This window comes from Rossellomorea arthrocnemi (assembly GCF_904424705.1).
Lineage (GTDB): Bacteria > Bacillota > Bacilli > Bacillales > Bacillaceae_B > Rossellomorea > Rossellomorea arthrocnemi.
Genome location: NZ_CAJGBF010000032.1, coordinates 1 through 17,919, shown reverse-complemented (window position 1 = coordinate 17,919; position 17,919 = coordinate 1). Strand labels below are relative to the sequence as shown.

Annotated in this window: 19 protein-coding genes; all 19 read right to left on the bottom strand. The window is 39.7% G+C overall.

The genetic code is table 11. The annotated features are described in order from the left end of the window. Nucleotides 1-107 precede the first annotated feature (107 nt). The 19 genes from nadE to BAA9072_RS22495 all read right to left on the bottom strand — a co-directional run bounded on the left by nadE (nt 108) and on the right by BAA9072_RS22495 (nt 17,330). Complete coding sequence (gene nadE, locus BAA9072_RS22585; RefSeq protein WP_201716826.1) at nt 108-935, bottom strand: ammonia-dependent NAD(+) synthetase; 828 nt, start codon at nt 933-935, stop codon at nt 108-110. 71 nt (nt 936-1,006) lie between these two features. After that, nucleotides 1,007-2,476 carry a nicotinate phosphoribosyltransferase gene (locus BAA9072_RS22580; RefSeq protein WP_201716825.1) on the bottom strand — a complete coding sequence of 490 codons (1,470 nt, stop codon included), beginning with the start codon at nt 2,474-2,476 and terminating at the stop codon, nt 1,007-1,009. 623 nt (nt 2,477-3,099) lie between these two features. Further along, nucleotides 3,100-3,306, bottom strand: coding sequence for a hypothetical protein (locus tag BAA9072_RS22575; protein ID WP_201716824.1), 207 nt, complete (start codon nt 3,304-3,306; stop codon nt 3,100-3,102). Nucleotides 3,307-3,326: 20 nt separating this feature from the next. Beyond that, on the bottom strand, nt 3,327-4,022 hold the full coding sequence (locus BAA9072_RS22570) for a Tad domain-containing protein (RefSeq protein WP_201716823.1): 696 nt from the start codon (nt 4,020-4,022) through the stop codon (nt 3,327-3,329). Beyond that, nucleotides 4,012-4,419, bottom strand: a complete 408-nt coding sequence (locus tag BAA9072_RS22565) for a TadE/TadG family type IV pilus assembly protein (RefSeq protein ID WP_201716822.1) — start codon at nt 4,417-4,419, stop codon at nt 4,012-4,014. The genes BAA9072_RS22570 and BAA9072_RS22565 overlap by 11 nt, the downstream gene beginning before the upstream one ends. Before the next feature lie 18 nt (nt 4,420-4,437). Next, nucleotides 4,438-4,605, bottom strand: a complete 168-nt coding sequence (locus tag BAA9072_RS22560; protein WP_201716821.1) for a hypothetical protein — start codon at nt 4,603-4,605, stop codon at nt 4,438-4,440. Nucleotides 4,606-4,607: 2 nt separating this feature from the next. Then, nucleotides 4,608-4,841, bottom strand: a complete 234-nt coding sequence (locus BAA9072_RS22555; protein ID WP_201716820.1) for a hypothetical protein — start codon at nt 4,839-4,841, stop codon at nt 4,608-4,610. A gap of 589 nt (nt 4,842-5,430) precedes the next feature. Continuing rightward, entirely contained in the window at nt 5,431-6,117 is a 687-nt protein-coding gene (locus BAA9072_RS22550; protein ID WP_201716819.1) for a hypothetical protein, read from the bottom strand. A gap of 1 nt (nt 6,118) precedes the next feature. Further along, nucleotides 6,119-6,958, bottom strand: coding sequence for a hypothetical protein (locus BAA9072_RS22545; RefSeq protein ID WP_201716818.1), 840 nt, complete (start codon nt 6,956-6,958; stop codon nt 6,119-6,121). Between the two features lie 20 nt (nt 6,959-6,978). Beyond that, complete coding sequence (locus BAA9072_RS22540) at nt 6,979-8,322, bottom strand: hypothetical protein (RefSeq protein WP_201716817.1); 1,344 nt, start codon at nt 8,320-8,322, stop codon at nt 6,979-6,981. Nucleotides 8,323-8,411: 89 nt separating this feature from the next. Further along, nucleotides 8,412-9,791, bottom strand: a complete 1,380-nt coding sequence (locus BAA9072_RS22535) for a VWA domain-containing protein (protein ID WP_201716816.1) — start codon at nt 9,789-9,791, stop codon at nt 8,412-8,414. 38 nt (nt 9,792-9,829) lie between these two features. Continuing rightward, nucleotides 9,830-10,051 (bottom strand): hypothetical protein, encoded by a 222-nt coding sequence (locus BAA9072_RS22530; RefSeq protein ID WP_201716815.1) that lies wholly within the window; start codon nt 10,049-10,051, stop codon nt 9,830-9,832. Between the two features lie 17 nt (nt 10,052-10,068). Next, a complete protein-coding gene (locus BAA9072_RS22525; RefSeq protein WP_201716814.1) occupies nt 10,069-11,010 on the bottom strand; it encodes a type II secretion system F family protein in 942 nt (313 codons plus the stop codon). Between the two features lie 3 nt (nt 11,011-11,013). Then, nucleotides 11,014-11,946 (bottom strand): type II secretion system F family protein, encoded by a 933-nt coding sequence (locus tag BAA9072_RS22520; RefSeq protein WP_230980976.1) that lies wholly within the window; start codon nt 11,944-11,946, stop codon nt 11,014-11,016. Next, nucleotides 11,915-13,300 (bottom strand): CpaF family protein, encoded by a 1,386-nt coding sequence (locus BAA9072_RS22515; protein WP_201716813.1) that lies wholly within the window; start codon nt 13,298-13,300, stop codon nt 11,915-11,917. The genes BAA9072_RS22520 and BAA9072_RS22515 overlap by 32 nt, the downstream gene beginning before the upstream one ends. Nucleotides 13,301-13,326: 26 nt before the next feature. Next, entirely contained in the window at nt 13,327-14,475 is a 1,149-nt protein-coding gene (locus tag BAA9072_RS22510) for an AAA family ATPase (protein WP_201716812.1), read from the bottom strand. 28 nt (nt 14,476-14,503) lie between these two features. Further along, a complete protein-coding gene (cpaB, locus tag BAA9072_RS22505) occupies nt 14,504-15,277 on the bottom strand; it encodes a Flp pilus assembly protein CpaB (RefSeq protein WP_201716811.1) in 774 nt (257 codons plus the stop codon). Nucleotides 15,278-15,925: 648 nt separating this feature from the next. Further along, nucleotides 15,926-17,113 (bottom strand): alanyl-tRNA editing protein, encoded by a 1,188-nt coding sequence (locus tag BAA9072_RS22500; protein WP_201716810.1) that lies wholly within the window; start codon nt 17,111-17,113, stop codon nt 15,926-15,928. A 64-nt stretch (nt 17,114-17,177) separates the two neighbouring features. Continuing rightward, nucleotides 17,178-17,330, bottom strand: coding sequence for a hypothetical protein (locus BAA9072_RS22495; RefSeq protein ID WP_201716809.1), 153 nt, complete (start codon nt 17,328-17,330; stop codon nt 17,178-17,180). Between the last annotated feature and the right edge of the window lie 589 nt (nt 17,331-17,919).

The window sequence follows — 17,919 nt, the reverse complement described above, 5'->3', positions numbered from 1 at the left end:
AATTGGTAGGAGATAGGGTTCTTAAAGGGGGTGGGGAGTTGCAATTTATGTCGAATCACATGTAAAAAAAGCCGATTCCCCTTCCTTCGAGAATCGGCTTCACTTACTTATTTCCAAAAATCATCGAACACCGTAACCGGCAGATGACGTTTATGCTGTGTTTTCAGGTAATGACCTTCAATGGCTTTCTTTGCTTCAGCGGGTACTTCCTTCCCTTCCAGGTAATCGTCCAGCTGATCGTATGTGACACCCAGGGCTTCTTCATCTGGCAGCTGCGGACGATCTTCCTCAAGGTCAGCCGTCGGTTTCTTATTGTACAAGTGTTCCGGACACCCAAGCTCCATCAAAAGCTTCCTTCCCTGACGCTTGTTTAAACGGAATAGTGGAACGAGATCTGACGCTCCATCTCCGTATTTTGTGTAGAATCCGGTGACCGCTTCTGCAGAATGGTCGGTTCCTAGCACCACACCTTTCTTCATGGCTGCGATGGCGAATTGAACCTTCATTCGTTCACGGGCTTTTTCGTTTCCTTTGACAAAGTCGGATAACTCGATACCATTCTTCTTAAGGGTTTCGACGCTGGCATCAACAGCCGGCTGGACATTCACCGTCATTGATACGGTTGGATTAATAAATTCCACCGCATCAATGGCATCCTGGGCATCTCCCTGTTCTCCGTATGGAAGTCTTACAGCGTAAAAAGCATAATCCGAAAATCCTGATTCTTCGTTCATCTCATCGATAGCCATCTGTGCCAGCTTTCCTAATAAGGTGGAATCCTGTCCTCCTGATATCCCAAGGACCAGACTTTTAAGAAATGAATGCTTCTTCAAGTAAGCCTTCATAAAGTCGACACTGCGACGGATTTCTTCCTGCGAATCGATTTCCGGGGCTACCATCATTTCTTCTACGATTTGTTTTTGAAGAGAATCCATGTTTTCACACTCCATGTTAGGTTTTATTACATCATATTATATCCCTTTATCTTGCCCAGTTACAGACAAACTTACCAATTCTCACTATGTTTTTCTTTCACTTCTGCTTTCACATGCTGAATCAGATCCATTTTGTTATTCCAACACTCTTCACTTAAATCCACCGGGTACTCTTCAGGATTCATGGATCGCTTATACTCATCCCACAACAGCTCAAGGTTCTCATTCACAAAACTTCTCATTTCCTCTAAAGGAGGTACATCATACACAAGTTCCCCGCCCTTGAACACATCAACATGAAGCTCCCTCGCTTCAAAATTAGTGACGAATTTACTGATATACGTATGCACGGGATGGAACATCTTCAGCCGTTCCTGACTTTCAGGGTGCTCGTGATCCAAAGCAATGTATTCACCCTCTGATTTATGATTAACCGTATTGATGATTCGGTAAACCCTTTTCATCCCTGGAGTCGAAACTTTCTCGGCATTGCTGGAAATTTTGATGGTATCCTCCATCTCTCCCGATTCATTTTCAATAGAAACGAGCTTATACACTGCCCCTAATGCAGGTTGATCGTAAGCGGTGATCAGCTTCGTCCCGACACCCCAAACATCAATCTCCGCACCTTGTGCCTTCAGGTTCAGAATCGTATATTCATCCAGATCATTGGATGCGATGATCTTCGTATCCGTGAAGCCTGCATCATCAAGCATCTTTCGGGCCTTCTTAGATTGATACGCCATGTCGCCGCTATCGAGGCGGATCCCCTTAAAGTTAATCTTATCACCAAGCTCCTTCGCTACCTGAATCGCTGTAGGTACACCGGATTTCAGTGTGTCATACGTATCCACGAGGAAAACACAATCTTTATGGCTTTCAGCATACTTGTGAAACGCCTGATACTCATCACGATAAGCCTGAACCATGGCATGGGCGTGGGTTCCGGAAACAGGCATGCCGAATAACTTCCCGGCCCTTACATTACTCGTCGCATCAAAGCCCCCGATATAAGCCGCACGTGTTCCCCAGATAGCTGCATCCAGCTCATGGGCACGTCTCGTCCCGAACTCCATTACCACCTCATCCTGCACTACCTGCTTGATCCGGTTTGCCTTCGTCGCAATCAACGTCTGGTAGTTTACAATATTTAAAATCGCCGTCTCCAGTAATTGGGCTTGAGCCAGGGGTGCCTCCACACGAACAAGGGGGACATTCCCAAACGCAACCTCCCCTTCCTGCATGGAACGGATTGTCCCCGTGAAACGAAGCTCCGCCAAATATTCCAGGAACGCTTCCTCATACCCTAACTCCCGTAAGTACTCGATATCACTTTCCGAGAAATGAAACTTTTTCACATATTCAATGATCCGTTCAAGCCCGGCAAACACCGCATATCCATTGCCAAAAGGCAGCTTTCGAAAGAACACTTCAAAAACAGCCTTTCGATTATGAAAATCATCATCCCAATACGCCTTCGTCATATTGATCTGATACAAATCTGTATGTAACGCTAAACTATCATCTGCATAGTTCGTCATGTATTTCTCTCCTTTAAGCTGTAGCCAAATGTTGAACATGATTGTGTCTTTTCTATTTTACCCAATATCGGACGGGATATCGAATGTTTAGGGTTGGGGCATTGGGCTGTTGTGGTATGGCATTGGGTTTAACCAAACGTTTGATTAAATTTTCATTCCTTGTAGGAGGAGGTGATTTAGTTATACCTGCACATAGCTGAGCCGGATCTATATTACTATTAATTCTATTCGATGCAGGAGTTGTAGTAGCACCCCCTTTTTAGGATTTGCCTTTCCACCGTACGTTCTGTAGATTTTTGTATCTTCATGTGTCATTACTGTCCAATATTAGGAATCCGCAAAAGCCTCCTTGAGCCATTCAGGTAAATGATCTTTTTCTTTTACTGTTACTTTGTTATCAATTGCAGTTGCCTACTTTGGGTTAATGTTAGCAACTGATTTTTATTTTATTACCCCTTCGCCTTATCCGCTGCTTTCCTGACTTTGTCTATTTTATCGAGTGCTTTAATTGGATTGAAGATGATACTCCCGGCTGCGATGCAAGCTCCATGCCCGAGACCTTTTGCTGTTTGAATTTGCTACATTTCTATTAATCTTCTAATAAAATAAGCCTGAAGTTCACTTCAAGCTCCCGTTCCCTCTTTCATCTGTATTTGATGAAGATGATTTTTTCTCATATATGGTAACGCAATCCCTACTACCACAGCCGTTATGGGCAGCCCACCATCACCCAGCAGCCATTCCAGTACCGAAACCGGGACGTATATTGCATAGAAAAAAATCATCAGGAAAAAGTAAAACCTTCTCCAGCGTTTTTCTTTTTTGGACATCTTCATTCCTCCTGTCATTTTTACTCATCAAGGGATTTTTCTACCTCTTTATTGTGAAAATTTGAAAGCTCTTCAATAAAGTCCACTTTGGGTCCAGCCGAGGTTTGAAACAGATCTTCCTTGATGTCTTGAAAAAAACCTTTAAAGGCGGTTCCTTCCATGGTGTTTGAAGCATGGACAAAAACTTGTCCATTTTTTATCGTAAGAGTGGCATCTGTTAGGTTTCCACCATTCTCTAATATGGTCGATTTAGCTTGAGATACCATGTCAGATAAAGTTCGTTGGTAAATTTCTTCTCCCATAATATCATCCAGCTTATCCTTACCTAGTCCATGACGTAATTCCTCTGTCAAAACTATGTCCATTGCTTCCAGCTTGATTTCATTTTCCGAATATTCATTGAACCCGGCATCAGATCTTAATTGTATTTCCTTTTTTTCAATCTTCTGCCCGATAGTTTCTGGAGATGAATCTACTGTACCGATAATACTTTTTTCATATTTTTCAATAGCCTCATCTAATTGATCATAAAGAACGGACGTGGCTGCTAAGCTTGCCTGCTGCGCCGTTGTATTGGCTTCTTCCTTCACCGCGAAAATCTGGGTAAGGTTAAAAACAAACACAAACAGGACCATCATAATACTCAGTAGCCCTATCATAAAAAGTGCCGCATTCCCGTGTTCCTGCTGAAGACATGCTTTAACTTTAGCTCTCATTTTTTATCACCTTACCGGAGGCTGTAGAAGTAAACGAAATAGACGGAGTAGACTTCCCCGGGAAAATCTTCTTCGGAAGAAACACTAAATCAATCTCCACATCAACACTCGTGGTAAAATCCTTATTTGCCATACCTGACGCTCCTGAAAAGGTTAAATACGCTCCCCCGGCCTTGACGATTTTTTTGGCAGCCTCCGTCGCCTCAACCGAATCTTCGGTAATGGAATACACTTTGGCAGCTTCGTTTGCTGCCGATTGAGCAACCACGACTGCCTGTACGCTTACAATGAGCTGCCAGGCAATCATGACGACCAGCAGAATAAAGGGTAGGATCCCCAAGAATTCAATGGTGGAAGAACCTTCTTCACTTTTCAATTTTTCTTTTAGCTTAAACATAACCTTCTCACATCCTCACTACACAAGTTTGCGTAATCCTGCTCTCCACTTTAATGTGTAGGTTGTTAATAACACTAAAAAAACAGGGTAGAATATCATATTGGTAATCATTTGCACGCCTGCTATCGCCGCATATGAAGAAGTAATAGTTAAGATAAGACCATTCAGAACGATCCCTACGACCATCTCTATGATTCCCCATAGTAATAAAAGCGCTTGTAGCGTGGGAGTTTTTCTTGACCCACTTTCCGAAATTCTTCAACTAATATTTCAATCTGTTCCACAATTGGTAAATGCTCTACCTCTTTCTCTGCATCTAATGATCTTAATGTATTTTCTGTAACTTTTTTACTTAATAATAATTCTGCAAGAAATTTTTGATTATCTTTGGTGAGATTAGAAAAAGCACCGATTTTCTTCATGTTTCTTTCTAATTCTTTAAGTTTGTTAAATGAAACAATAAATTTTTTCCTTTTGTGTATTGGGGTCTATTAACATTAGATAACACTTCCATTATTTTTAAAAGGTCGTTATCATCAATTGTATTAGTCTTTAATATTTGATTATCATAATAATGAGTATAGTTATTAGCATTTTCAACAAATTCTTCTTGTGATTCTCCAATGGAGGAGAAGTTATTAAAATAGGCAGTATAAATCACTAACTTTTAGCATCTCTTGAGTCAAAATTATCACTTGTAATGACAGAATATCCTTTTAGCTTATTATTTCTTTTATATAAGGTTAAAAAGTATTAATTATCTTTTACGTAGTATCCATAGGGATTGATAAATACTTCTTCCAACCATTTCTTATGTTCGTTTGCATTCTTAATTAAGGTTTGAGTATCTATTTCAATCCTTCATTCTAAAGAAATATAATCAAAAGAGGCATGCTCTTTTGATTATATTTTCATTAACTAAACCATCCTATTACTTAGAAATTCAAGAGTGGAAGAGCTTTTTTTCTTATATTTTTCAAAAAAACACTCTTAAAGTCTGCCTCCCCTTCATTAAACCAACTGGTATTTTTCTTTCCATCCCTTAAAGAAATAGGTGATCCATATCACGAGAAAAGGAAAAATTAATAGATTCAACAGCATTTGAACCATAACCTGAGCTAATAATGAAGTTGTAATGGAATAAATGAGGTACATACTAATCCATCCAATAATAAGCTCTGTCAAACTAACCGTAATGATGATCAACAACAAAGGGAAAAACTTTTTCTTTGCAAATTTAGTTGATGGTTTAATTGATTTCCAAACAGATTTCTTCTCTAGAACGGCTTCATATGGTGCTCCAAATAGAAAGACAAGTACAATTAAACCAGGAAGAATAAATAGCATTGTACCTATGGAAGTTAAGATTGATAAACAAATCCCATAAAGAAAAAGGGAGAACGCATTGGTAATAAAAATAAAGAATATTTTTTTATACTTAATTTCAGATTTTTTTTCGAATTGATCTACAAGTTGGATAAATGGGATTTGTGCAATCACCATAAAGATGAATGTCAGGAAGATATAATAAAAATCTGCAAGGGCTGACGTAAAATCATTAAAAACAAAAGAATAGATTATGTTCAATAAAAACCAGTTAACGACTAATAAAGGGAGTAGAATAGTGAGGGAGAGAAGGATGACGCCCTCAAATTTCTTAGTATATAAAATCGAGCTATTTTTTAATGATTGGATCATCCTACGCCTCCTGTACTGAAGGGTTTCTAACTCGTCTCTTAATAAAGTTCTCATCTAAAGCTTGATAAAAGTCTTTTTCATTTTTCCTCACAAATTTTTCTTCTAATTCTCGAAATGTAAGGGTAATATTTTCTTTGTAATCACCAAAACCTTTTAAAGAATGGTCAAGTCTATTTTCTGAATCTTCACTTGCCATTAATTTCGTCTTTTTATAAAAGCTTGCAAATTCACCAGAAAAGAGTTTTCTTTTATCCATGTATTCAATTAATTTTCTTGAAGAATGAATGATTTCTTTTTGCTTCGCTGCCTGCTGAAACTGATAAGCATGTGCTTTGCCATATGACTTTTGAATATCTGTTAATTGGTCTTCCGTAAAAATAGTCGTTCTTTTAATTTCGTTAGTGATTTCTTTAAAATCGGAATATGATTCCCTGATATTTGTTAACGTGACTTCAAAATAGTCTATTGCATTTATCATTTCTTGTATAACTCCATGTTCTTCATTAAAGCTTGAATTCACAAGGATCTTCTCCTGCAGTTCTTGACGGTATCCAAAGTAGCTTGCAGAAAAATCCGTTGATGCATAGTCATTTAGTTTAGATAATTTATCTTTCAAGTATTCTTCCAATAGAATAAATTTATAAAATACCATTTTCACTTCTTCAAATGACAAATCATATGGCGTATAAACAAAACTCCCATACAACTTTGAAGACAGTCTGTAGAAATGAGCCATTCTATAAACATGATTTCCCTTATGAAACTCATAAGGGAATACACTAACCTTTTCTAATAATTTCTTGTGGTTTTGAGCTACGCTAGATATATCTTGGTTGTTCATAAATCAGTCATCCTCCAATTTTAAGAAAACCATCCTTTTACAGTTGACCAGGTCTTTTTAGCTTTATTTGCTATGCCTTTTCCGAGCTTTTTAACTGTTTCTACTGGATGGGTTACTGCACTTTTTATTGTACTCCAGTGTTTAACAGCCGTACCACCTAACCAAAGAACCGCCCCACCGGCAATTAAAGCTCCACCTACTACCTGACCCCCGGGAAAGGCAGCCACTCCTGTCCCTACATTCATTAATAGACTACCTGAACTTTGCGCTAGATCCGCACCCGCTTTAACTCTCTCTCCCCCGTTATCAGCATTAAACAGTTTTACAGTGTTTTGGTAGGAATCCACTGCAGAAAAACCTGCTCCAACTGCAGCTCCAACAACATTTAATTTACTTAATGGAGCCATAGCCTTAAATGAACTGTAAGTAGTTTGTCCGAAATTAGAAGCAGAAGAAAGTAAATTCGACACCTTAGCCGATTTCACAGCATCTATGATAGATTGAGGGTTTGAAAGATATGGTGATAACTTTGTTCCTATCGTATTAGTTGCATTTATAGCATACTGATAGTTATTCTTAAAGTCCTTGAAATTCTTCCCCACGTCTATGGCATCTGCGCCAGCTTCAAGTACTCCAATATCTTTCGCACCGAATTTAAAAGAGTTTTCCATTAAATTCAAGTAGAAAGATTTAGATTTCAAGTTCCATGTACCAAGATCATTTAATTGAATATTATTCTCTGCAATTGTCTTAATGGAATTCATTCCGATATCGGAGACTCCAAACTTAAACCAATCATAAGGAGAATAAATCGGTCCATCATTGGTAGTTGGTTGGCTTGGATTATAAGGAGACATAGTGTACACACTGCCGTTTGTATTTGTGCCGGTAAACGGCCCTCCATTTGTACCGTAACCGTAAAATGGAGCACCATTAGTTGTATTCCCTCCAAATGGGTTACCATTCGTTCCATTACCGTTAAAAGGATTCCCCTCTGTTCCATTACCCTGAAATCCATTAGGCGTCCATCCGTTCATTACCCAAGGATCCATGTACCAAGGTGAGTTTGACCAATCGAACCCTTCCCAGGATTGTCCATTCGTTCCTTGACCATTTGTTCCCTGACCTTCAGTACCGTTACCTTCCCAATCATTTCCCTGTGTTGATTTACCTTCCCACGGATTCCCTTCCCACTTGAATTGCTGAGGGTCCCAAGGGCTTCCTTCCCACGAATCCCCCGTCCATGGATTTCCTTCCCACGGCTTGATGGTGGCACTAGCGTATATAGGGAAGGAAAATGATTGAAAAAGAACGATGAGTAGAGCCAACAGTACAAAAACCTTTTTGGTCAGTCTTTCTATCATCGTTCCAGTTCCTTTCTATGCGTAAGGTTTTATGCTTTACTCATCGATGTATAGTATTTTATAAATTCACCTTTAATTGTTCCAAAATCTTATTCAACTTCGGTTTTATACTTGTTTTTTATTTCTTCTTTTAAAGATTCAATTTCGTTTTGATTCATTGATTTTAAATCCTCTAAAATTTCATCTAAAGATGAGTCAATTAGATCTTGGACGGTGGATGCTCGTTTCTTTAATTCGTCTCTTTGTTCAAAGTTGATCTTCTCTTGTTCACGAAGAATGGTGATTAAGTAACTCACTCTTAAAGATTGATCCGTCTCTATAAAATTCCAATCATTTGAAAAACCAAGAATATCAAAACTATTATCCACTCTCTGTGCATCTGCATCCCTAATTGCATCTGTCTTCCAACTTTCCCAACGTTCCAATATTTCCTGTGCTCTCTCAAACTCTTCAGTTAATTGATCTTTATTCGTTACTGTAGAGTATATGCCATCTGAACTTTCTGCTACCTGTTTTAGCTGCTCTTGAGCCTTGGAGTCTACATTAAAACCAATAACATTAATGATTGGGGACACATTAGAACCTGCAAATTCTTTTGCAACCGCAACGGGGTTACCATCGCAAGTTTCAATGCCATCACTTACTAAATAAATGAGGTTGGTGTTCGATTCTTGGTCATATTTTTTAAATGATTCAAAAGATTGTTTTAAACTTTCTGCAATTGGTGTCCAACCGCTTGGTTTAAACTGATTAATAGCATTACTAAACGAATCCTGGTTGTATTTATCAAACCCATATACCTGCTCTATACTAGAACACGATTTTTCTTTATCCGATTCATCGCCAGTACCTTTATGACCATATATTCTTAAAGATATATTCACATCTTCTGGAAGGTTAGAAACAAAATCATTTATCGCTTCTTTTGCGAGCTCCATCTGAGTTTTGTCTCCAACCTTAGCATTCATACTTCCACTTGAATCAAGTATAATCTCAACATTATAATTCTCTTTAAATTTGAACTTAGGATTTTCCATTTCTGGACTGCCATACATAGAAAATTCCCATTTTTTAACCAAATCATCAGGATCAGGAAAGTCATTTGCAGCAAGAGAATAAACATATTGAAAATATTTATCATATTCTTCTTCACTTGGCTTTTCTGGTAAGGGAGGTAAATCTTTGATGCGCTCAATTACTTGCTTCTCAACTTCATCCCCTAATACTTCCTTGTTTGCGTAAACTCCCGGCATTTGTTGAATGATGTCAACTGCATTTTGAGGTACATCAGGAAGATTACTAAAAATTTCTTTGTCAACTAATGATTCTTGATTACTCTTCTTAGTATCTTCAACGCTTGAATCGTTTTTCTTATTTTCTTGTATAGCCTCATCTGTATTTCCATTGTCACTGCATCCTACTAAGAGGAAAGACATAGTCATAAAAAGTGCGATGATTGAAAGTCTCATATTGTAAACTCTACCTCCTGAGGTGAAAATTTCTTTAATCAGCTTCCGCCTCCAATTTGATCTATCATCCCTTTTATTTTTTTCACTACTGCCTTACCAATTTCAGTGTCATTAGAAAACGCCTGTGAAATAACCCCAACCAAAATAACAATGACTGCTGCAATCCCAATCCATTCCAACGTTTGAGATCCTCTTTCGTTGCGGATCATTCCATCTAATTTAATTGAGCATTTTGTGTAAAGTTCTGTTAGTTTTTTCATGATTAATTTCCTCCATTTTAAAAGTTATTAAATAGTTTAATGATGCTGTTCTCCCCGTATATTAAATTCAGTAACATCAGCCCGGCAATCATGAGAATAGATACCGGCGCCACTACAAATGTGGTGACAAGTGTTACTTTCGGGGAGGCTTTTGCCGCAAGTTCTTTTACTTGTTCTTCTCTGAACTGCCTCATGTCTTCAGCTTGAACCTTAAAGGTAGTAGCGATTGGAACACCGAGCTTCAAACCTTGCATCAGAGCCTTGATAAGACTTTGGAATTCAGGGTTATCGTTTCTTTCCAGTAAATTGCGATAGGCGGTTTCTCTTTGTACTCCCAGGTCGATTTCATGATTGAATCGTGAGAATTCTTCCCTGAGAGGACCGTCAAAGAACCGTATCACCTCCCTTAAAGCTTGGTCTAAGCTGACACCTGCCTGCAGGCTGGTGCTGATGGTATCTAAAAAATCGGGTAAATCGTGTCTCAAAGCTTCTTGCCTTTTTTTCGCCTGATTTTTCACCACAATGATCGGCAGAAAGTATCCAATCATCGGATTAAAAATCAAAGCATATTGAGAGAATGGCAGACCAATCACTAAGGATAGGAATCCGGAAATAAACCCGATTAGTAGTAAAACAATTTTCATTCCTTGAAATCTCTCAACGGTTAATCCGTATTTATTACCGGATTTCTGCAGCCAGTCCTTCACATCGTGATTTTCACTAAAAAAGTTAATTCGTTGTCCAAGTTCAGAAAACTCATCTGCATACTTGGTTAGCTTTTGTACCATGCTGGTTTTGTTTTTCTTTTTTGACTTTTTATCAAAAGCACTTACTTCTGTCATATCCGATATATGTTCAAGTAACATCCGCTTTTCTTTCAGATAGACTGAATAATGACGAATGGCAATGACAAACGTAATCCAGAAAACAATGATCGATAAGATAATAATGGCATCCATAGGCTACACCTTTATATTCGTTATTTTTCTGATTAGAAAGAAAGAGAGTACGATTCCTGACAAAAAGAGGACAAGGATGATCATACCAGGGACTGTCTTTAATGAATCGGTAAATCCTTCAATAATATTGTTCATCATTAAGACGATAAAGATCGGCATGGCTGGAACAAGGATTGAAATGTAGCGTTGCTCAGATGTCATTGTCTTAATGGTTTGATTTAGCACTTTACGGTCTTCCAGGGTGTTTGACATAGAGTCCAATGTAGCAGCCAGGTTCCCTCCAGTCTTCTTCTGGATGAGGATAGTCGCAATGAACAATTGAAACTCCCTGGATTTATTTCTTTGCTGAATCGATCTCAGAGCCATTTCCAGGGGCACTCCAAGTTTGAGTTCGTTCGCGAGTCGTTTGAACTCTACTCCGGCTGGAGCACTTACCTCCCGTGCCACCATCTCGATACCCTGATTGATCGTAAGGCCCGACCTGGCACCGTTACCGAGTAGCCGGCAGATGTCAGCAAGCTGACTGTTGAAACGATCTTCATATTTATTTTTCCTCAAGTAGAATAATAGAAAGTGAGAAGTCAGCAAAATCACCGGAATCAGTATTAGTACTAGATTTATAGGCAGTTTAAATATATTGAATAAAAGGACCAATAACACGAGTGCACCTAAAATATGAACCCCTAAATATTCCGACGGAAGGAGTGTGATATTTGAGCTTTGCAGCTTTTGCTCCAGCGGCTTTGCCGTCTCGGACCGATCAAATTTATCTCCGATCACACTGATAGAGCTCTTCCTCTTTTGCTCCGGGTACCACGTACTGATCTTCTGCTTCCATTCTTTCTTCTGATTGCGGTAGCCAAGAAGGAAGTAGAGACCCCAGAGTAAGCACAGCACCGCTAAACTATAAAGAATAGATACCATCATTTGCTGCATGGTTTACCTCCCTCTTTGGCTGAAACAAACTGTCATCAATTTCAACCCCATGGACCTTCAGACGGTTCAGGCATCTCGGGCGTATTCCTGTCGGAACGAATTCTCCAACTGCCTCTCCATTTTTACCGATTCCTGTTCTTTCGAAAGTAAAGATATCCTGTACCTCGATTTTGTTATGATCATTTACATATACTTCTGATATATTCATGATTTTTCTTGATCCGTCGGATAATCTTTCCGCTTGTACGATGAAATCAAGAGCTCCCACGATATACTCCCGAATGATATGGGTAGGGAGATCCATCCCGGCCATTACAACCATTCCTTCTACACGGCTAATGGCATCCGAAGGGGAGTTGGCGTGGACTGTTGTAATGGACCCTTCATGACCAGTGTTCATCGCTTGTAACATATCAAAGGCTTCAGAACCCCTGACCTCCCCTACAATAATTCGATCCGGGCGCATCCGGAGGGCATTCCTCACTAATTGTCGAATCGTGACCTCTCCAGAGCCTTCAACGTTTGAAGGTCTTGCTTCCATACCTACTACACTGGCTCGATTCAAACGTAATTCTGCAGAATCCTCTATAGTAATTACACGTTCCTTCAGGGGGATAGACTTTGCCATGGCGTTTAAAAGGGTCGTCTTCCCACTTCCGGTTCCTCCCGAGACAAGAATGTTCATTTTTGCTTTTACAATTGCTTCAAGAAAGTACGCCATCTCATTCGTAAAGGTGTTGTAGTTCATGAGATCTTCCATTTCAAATGGTGTTTTCTTGAACTTTCGGATAGAAATAAGCGTTCCATTTAAACTAATCGGAGGGATGACGGCATTTACACGGCTTCCATCCGGGAGACGTGCATCCACCATTGGCGAGCTTTCATCGATCCGTCTTCCGAGTGGGGCCACCACCCGGTCGATAATATGTCGGACATGCTCTTCGTCTTTAAACGTAATAGTAGATTTCTGCAGTTGACCGTTTTTCTCTATGAATACCTCTGAGGGACCGTTCACCAGGATTTCTGTAATCGTTTCATCCTTCAGTAATGCTTCTAATGGACCAAACCCTACACTTTCATCTATTAACCGGGAGAGCATCGATTCTTTTTCATGGCTTGGAATAACAACCTTTTCTTCTGCCATAAATTGATTGATAAGTCTTTCGATTGAAAGTCTTCTCTCTCCATCTCGTAAACTCGTCAATTCTTCTAAGTTTGTTTCAGTCAATAATCGTGTTTTATAATGTTCGATTAACTCATCGATATAAGGATTTGCTGAGCCGGAAGGTATATTCTCCTCATATTCATACTTCTTATCAGCTTTTCTTTCGGATTTTCGTTGAAAGAGTGACATCGTTCCACCTCCCTCTATTCAAGTGTTTATTTCAACATAGAAGTAACCCACTTTTGAATATCTTTAGCAGGCGCTACTAATTTCTTTTCTTTGATTTCTTTTCTTAAGGGCTGTCCTTGATTTATGGCTGCCTGTACACCTTTGATATCACGCCTGATTTCCGCTGAGACAGGTAAATCCACAAAACGTTCCAGATCCTTTTTCGTCAGTTCATTTTCCCTGCCTGAAAGATTCACCACCAGCTCCATGTTTTCCAGCGTTTGTGGCCCAAGTCGTTTTAAGAGATCTTCAACGTGCTTCAGTACACGGATGGCAGGGGTGTCAAGGGTCATAACATAATAGATGCGATCCGCTTCCTCTAATGCTGTGTACGTTTTCACATCCAAGCTGGACGGCAGGTCAATGATGATAAAGTCGTAACAGCGTTTGCATGCTCTTAGTAGCCTTATGACAAAATCCTCATCAATCTTCTCTGCCATTTCTGCATCCCGAGGGCTTACCAACACTTCCAGTTTTGAGAAGGGCTCGCTTTCAGAAATATTTTTAATATGATGCTCATTCAATTCATTCATAACAGGTTGCAAATCAATCAACGAGCGATTACTTTCGATTCCCAAGTACGTTTCGGATCCGCCGTATTGCAGATTAAAATCAATATGAATGACCTGCGCCGTGGATTCCAGCTTTAAAGTTTGAGCAAAAGCAGTGCTTAAGAGTGTCTTTCCCACCCCACCTTTTCCACTGTAAAAAGAAAAGATCTGTCCTTTTCCTCTTTTGTAAGTTCCGGAAGAAACAGCGGTTTCTGATCTGGTTTGATATTGTTGCAAAATATGACTGACCCGCTCGCCAAGTGATTTTTCTTCATCAGGTAAGATAATGAAGTCCTCAGCGCCGGCTCGTGTCATTTCTCTAAGGAGCTCAAAATCCTGTTCAGTATGTACGTATAGAGCCGAGGTGTTGGGGAAATCCCGATAGAGTTCTTGTATCATAGATCCTGGTGAGCTGTTTTCTCCTGTATAAAAAATTACTACGCTAGGCTCATACTTTCTTAATTCTGTGGTCCAGGAGTTTTCCGGAATCTGAATAATTTCATAAGTGGTATTCAAGCCTTCTATTAAATTTTGACTTAACTCATTTTCTTCTCCAATGAGAAAAATCTGAAATTCCTTACTCATAAGGTCCCTCCGTTATCTATATCACTCACTATTGTTGTTTTGGCTTCTCTTCAGGTTTGGTAGGTTTCTGTTCTTCTTTAGGCTTCTCTTCCTTTTTAGGCTCTTCGCCTGGTTTCTTCTGTTCTTCTTGTTTGGTCTCAACTTGAGGTTTTTCTTCTTTTCCTGCTTCTTCAGTTTCTTCATTTGCTTCTTGCTTGCCGACATTCGCTTTGATGACCCTTAAACTGTCTGCGTAATTTTGCATATGAATCAGTTCAGGTGCTTTCTCGATTGAAACTTCCAATTGGACACCTTTGAACTTATTATCCTTTTTCGCCGTTCTGGCAACCTTTACGTCTTTCATGAATAAAGTTGTTTCTTCTTTCCCGTTAAAACGATGTGAAACAATGATATCCACCCGATCTAGTGCTTCTAGCGGTTCATCAAAGAAAACCCGCTCATTTTGCATCAATGTAATCAGTCGATTATTTTCATCCACCACGGAAGAAGCTTGTTTCAAAATGTTTTTTGTGATGATATCGCCTTCTGATAAGGGAACGACAGATACTTTATTAACGAGTTCATCTGCATTGGTAATATGGTAATCTTTAAGAAATTTCTTAGGTATCTCATTGGTCTTCACATTCTCTGGAGTTATGAGAGAGCGTGATGAAATATCTTTACCAGCTACATAGATTTTTACACTTGTCCCTAAATTTGTGTTTAAAGCTTGTACCTTCTTAAGAACAAGAAAACCTGCTGTAACAGCTAATAAAACCGACAAAACAATAAATATAATCGCTTTCCTCTTTGACTCAAGCATCCTATGCGTTCCTTCCTTTCACTCGGCAGATGGCATGTTGATCGAACCCATCCAAAGCTGATGTCATTCTTCTTCTATGTAATCAAGATTCTTACCTATTGGATCCTGTGCTAAAAAGAAGAATACTCCCCCTCTTCCAGTTGTATCTACGAACCAACAGACAAAATAACGTCACATTTCCTCAAAATGATTCGTTCGTATGACTTTTGAAGAAAATGGAATTAATTCTATCCTTATTTACCACAAATTTCATGTTTAAAACGTTTATTTTGAAAAATCTTGATACTTTTTTTCTATATAATAATTATCACTGGTAACCAGGAACGTCAATCCGACAAAGTATTTGTCGGATTTTGTCTGTTATTATTGAACTATATGATAAATTTTCTCAAAGGAAAAAATAGGTATTTCATAGAACTACTAAAGAACTATACTAGAATTTTTGGCAGGGAATTTAAATTTTATAGTGGTAACTTTTAGGTGTTTTATTACAAGTATTAAAATTGGTAGGTAATTGGAATCATTTGTGAAGGATGTGTGAAGGAATCCTGGAATTTTATTTTAATTGAATTTTCCAAATATAGATAATGTCATCCATATAATCGAAAAAGCCACCCGGTCACACCGGATGGCTCTCGTTCATCTTCTTTATAGTTCGTTTACCAGTTTTTCAAGTAAATCTTCCTTACTCATAACCGCCTCTCCGCCGCCTTGAACAAACGACTCTTTCCCGCCGCCTTTTCCATTGATGAGTGGGAAAACTTTTTGTGCGGCTTCTCGTAGATTAATCGTTGGTAACGACCCTTTCGCCACTACGAGCTGAAGCTTTTGATCATTATGGACGACCAGCATCACAATCGCATCTTCTCTCTTAGATACGATGTGTTGGGCAATCTTCTGAAGTTCCTGAATCGGCCTGTCACTGTAAGCTCTTTGAATTAGCGTATAGTCATCTTTTCGGACTCCAAGCAACCCTTCTGCTTCATATGTCAACAGAACCTCTTTCAATCCTTCCAGAGCTTTCTCCTGCTCTTTTTGTTTAGTGATCATTCGATCGACGGTCGATACCATATTTTCTACCGGTGACTGCAGGACACCTGTAAGCTCTTTCAGTATTCCATGCTTACGGTCTAGTTGTTGGAGGACCCGGTCTCCGCATACAAACCGCAATCGGATGTGCCCTTTGTGCTTCTCCCAATCAAGGATTTTGATTGCTCCTACTTCACTCGTGGAACGGGGATGGGTTCCCCCGCAGCCGTTATAGTCGAAGCCCGGGATGATAACAAGACGAATCTCGTCGGTGACAGATGGCTGCTTTCGAATCGGGTATCCAGACAGTTCCGCTTCCGTCACCCACTTCGTCTCGATAGGTCTCGCTTCCCTTATGATCCGGTTGGCTAGTTCTTCAGCTTTCAGAGCATCTGATTCGCTAATATCACTTACGTTTAAGTCGATGGTAAGGAACTCTTTCCCGAGATGAAAACTGATTGTCTCGTATTGAAGTGCTTCTGCAAACGCGGCAGACAGGAAATGCTGGCCGGCGTGCTGCTGCATATGATCGAAGCGGCGTTCCCAATCGATCTGTCCCTCGACAACACCTGAAATATCGTCAAACGGTTCTTCTATATAATGACGGATCTCCCCGTTCACTTCTTCCACATTGATAATCCGCTTATCCATTAATGTTCCCGTATCATGGGGCTGGCCGCCGCCTGTTGGATAGAAAGCCGTTTGCTCCAATACGACGTAACAGCCTGACTCATCCTCCTGTTGATCCTGAATGGCTGTTTGAAAGGCTTTCATATATGCGTCTTGATAGTATTGTTTGACTGTCATCAGTAACCCTCTTTCTGAACTGTTCTATCCATACTCTATCATAAGAAGGTTGGTTGGAACCATTTCAGTCCCTTTGGTTCTTCTCAATGGATATCGATACCGATCCAACTTGTTCCCAAGGGATTTCCCATCGCCTTTCAAATTCTTCCTTCGCCCGCTCCTCTCCTTTAATGACCCGTTCTACCAGTGGCCTGAGTTTCATGGTTGAGTAATTCACGTTTATCACCTGCTTTTGGTTAGTAAGAAAGTAGAAGTCACATGGAGTATACGTAAATAGTTTCAGTACGGATGTGTTTTTGTCATACTTTTTACCTATATAGTGATTTTATAAACGTTTGGACTCTCTTGGGGTGAGAAAAGTGGTCACTCCGGTTGGAATGACCACTAAATAGCATTTTTATTAGTTAAGAAATGTTTTTTAAAAGGCTGTTTTTGCAAACTTTGTTGCTATTTAATTAGTGAGTGCTAGTTGATTGGAACGAAGGGTGCTCGCTTTCCGCGGGGCGTGAGTTGAGCCTCCTCGGGCTTGCCCTCCGGGGTCTCAACTTGTCTAGCTCCGGCGGCTAGCCCCTCGAGGTCATAAGCTAAATGGACCAAGAAGGCAAAGAACGCCTTCTTAGCCCATTCATCTTATGCTTGTCGTGACTGAACGAGCCGCCTCCGCTTTTCTGCATTTCCCGCTATTCCTGTGAGATGAGAATTCATCTATTGCATAAAAAAAGACCCTCCGTTATGATGCAGGTGCTAACCAATCGCTCATAACTAAGGAGGATCTTCACATGCATGATAATCGAAATCACCGTATT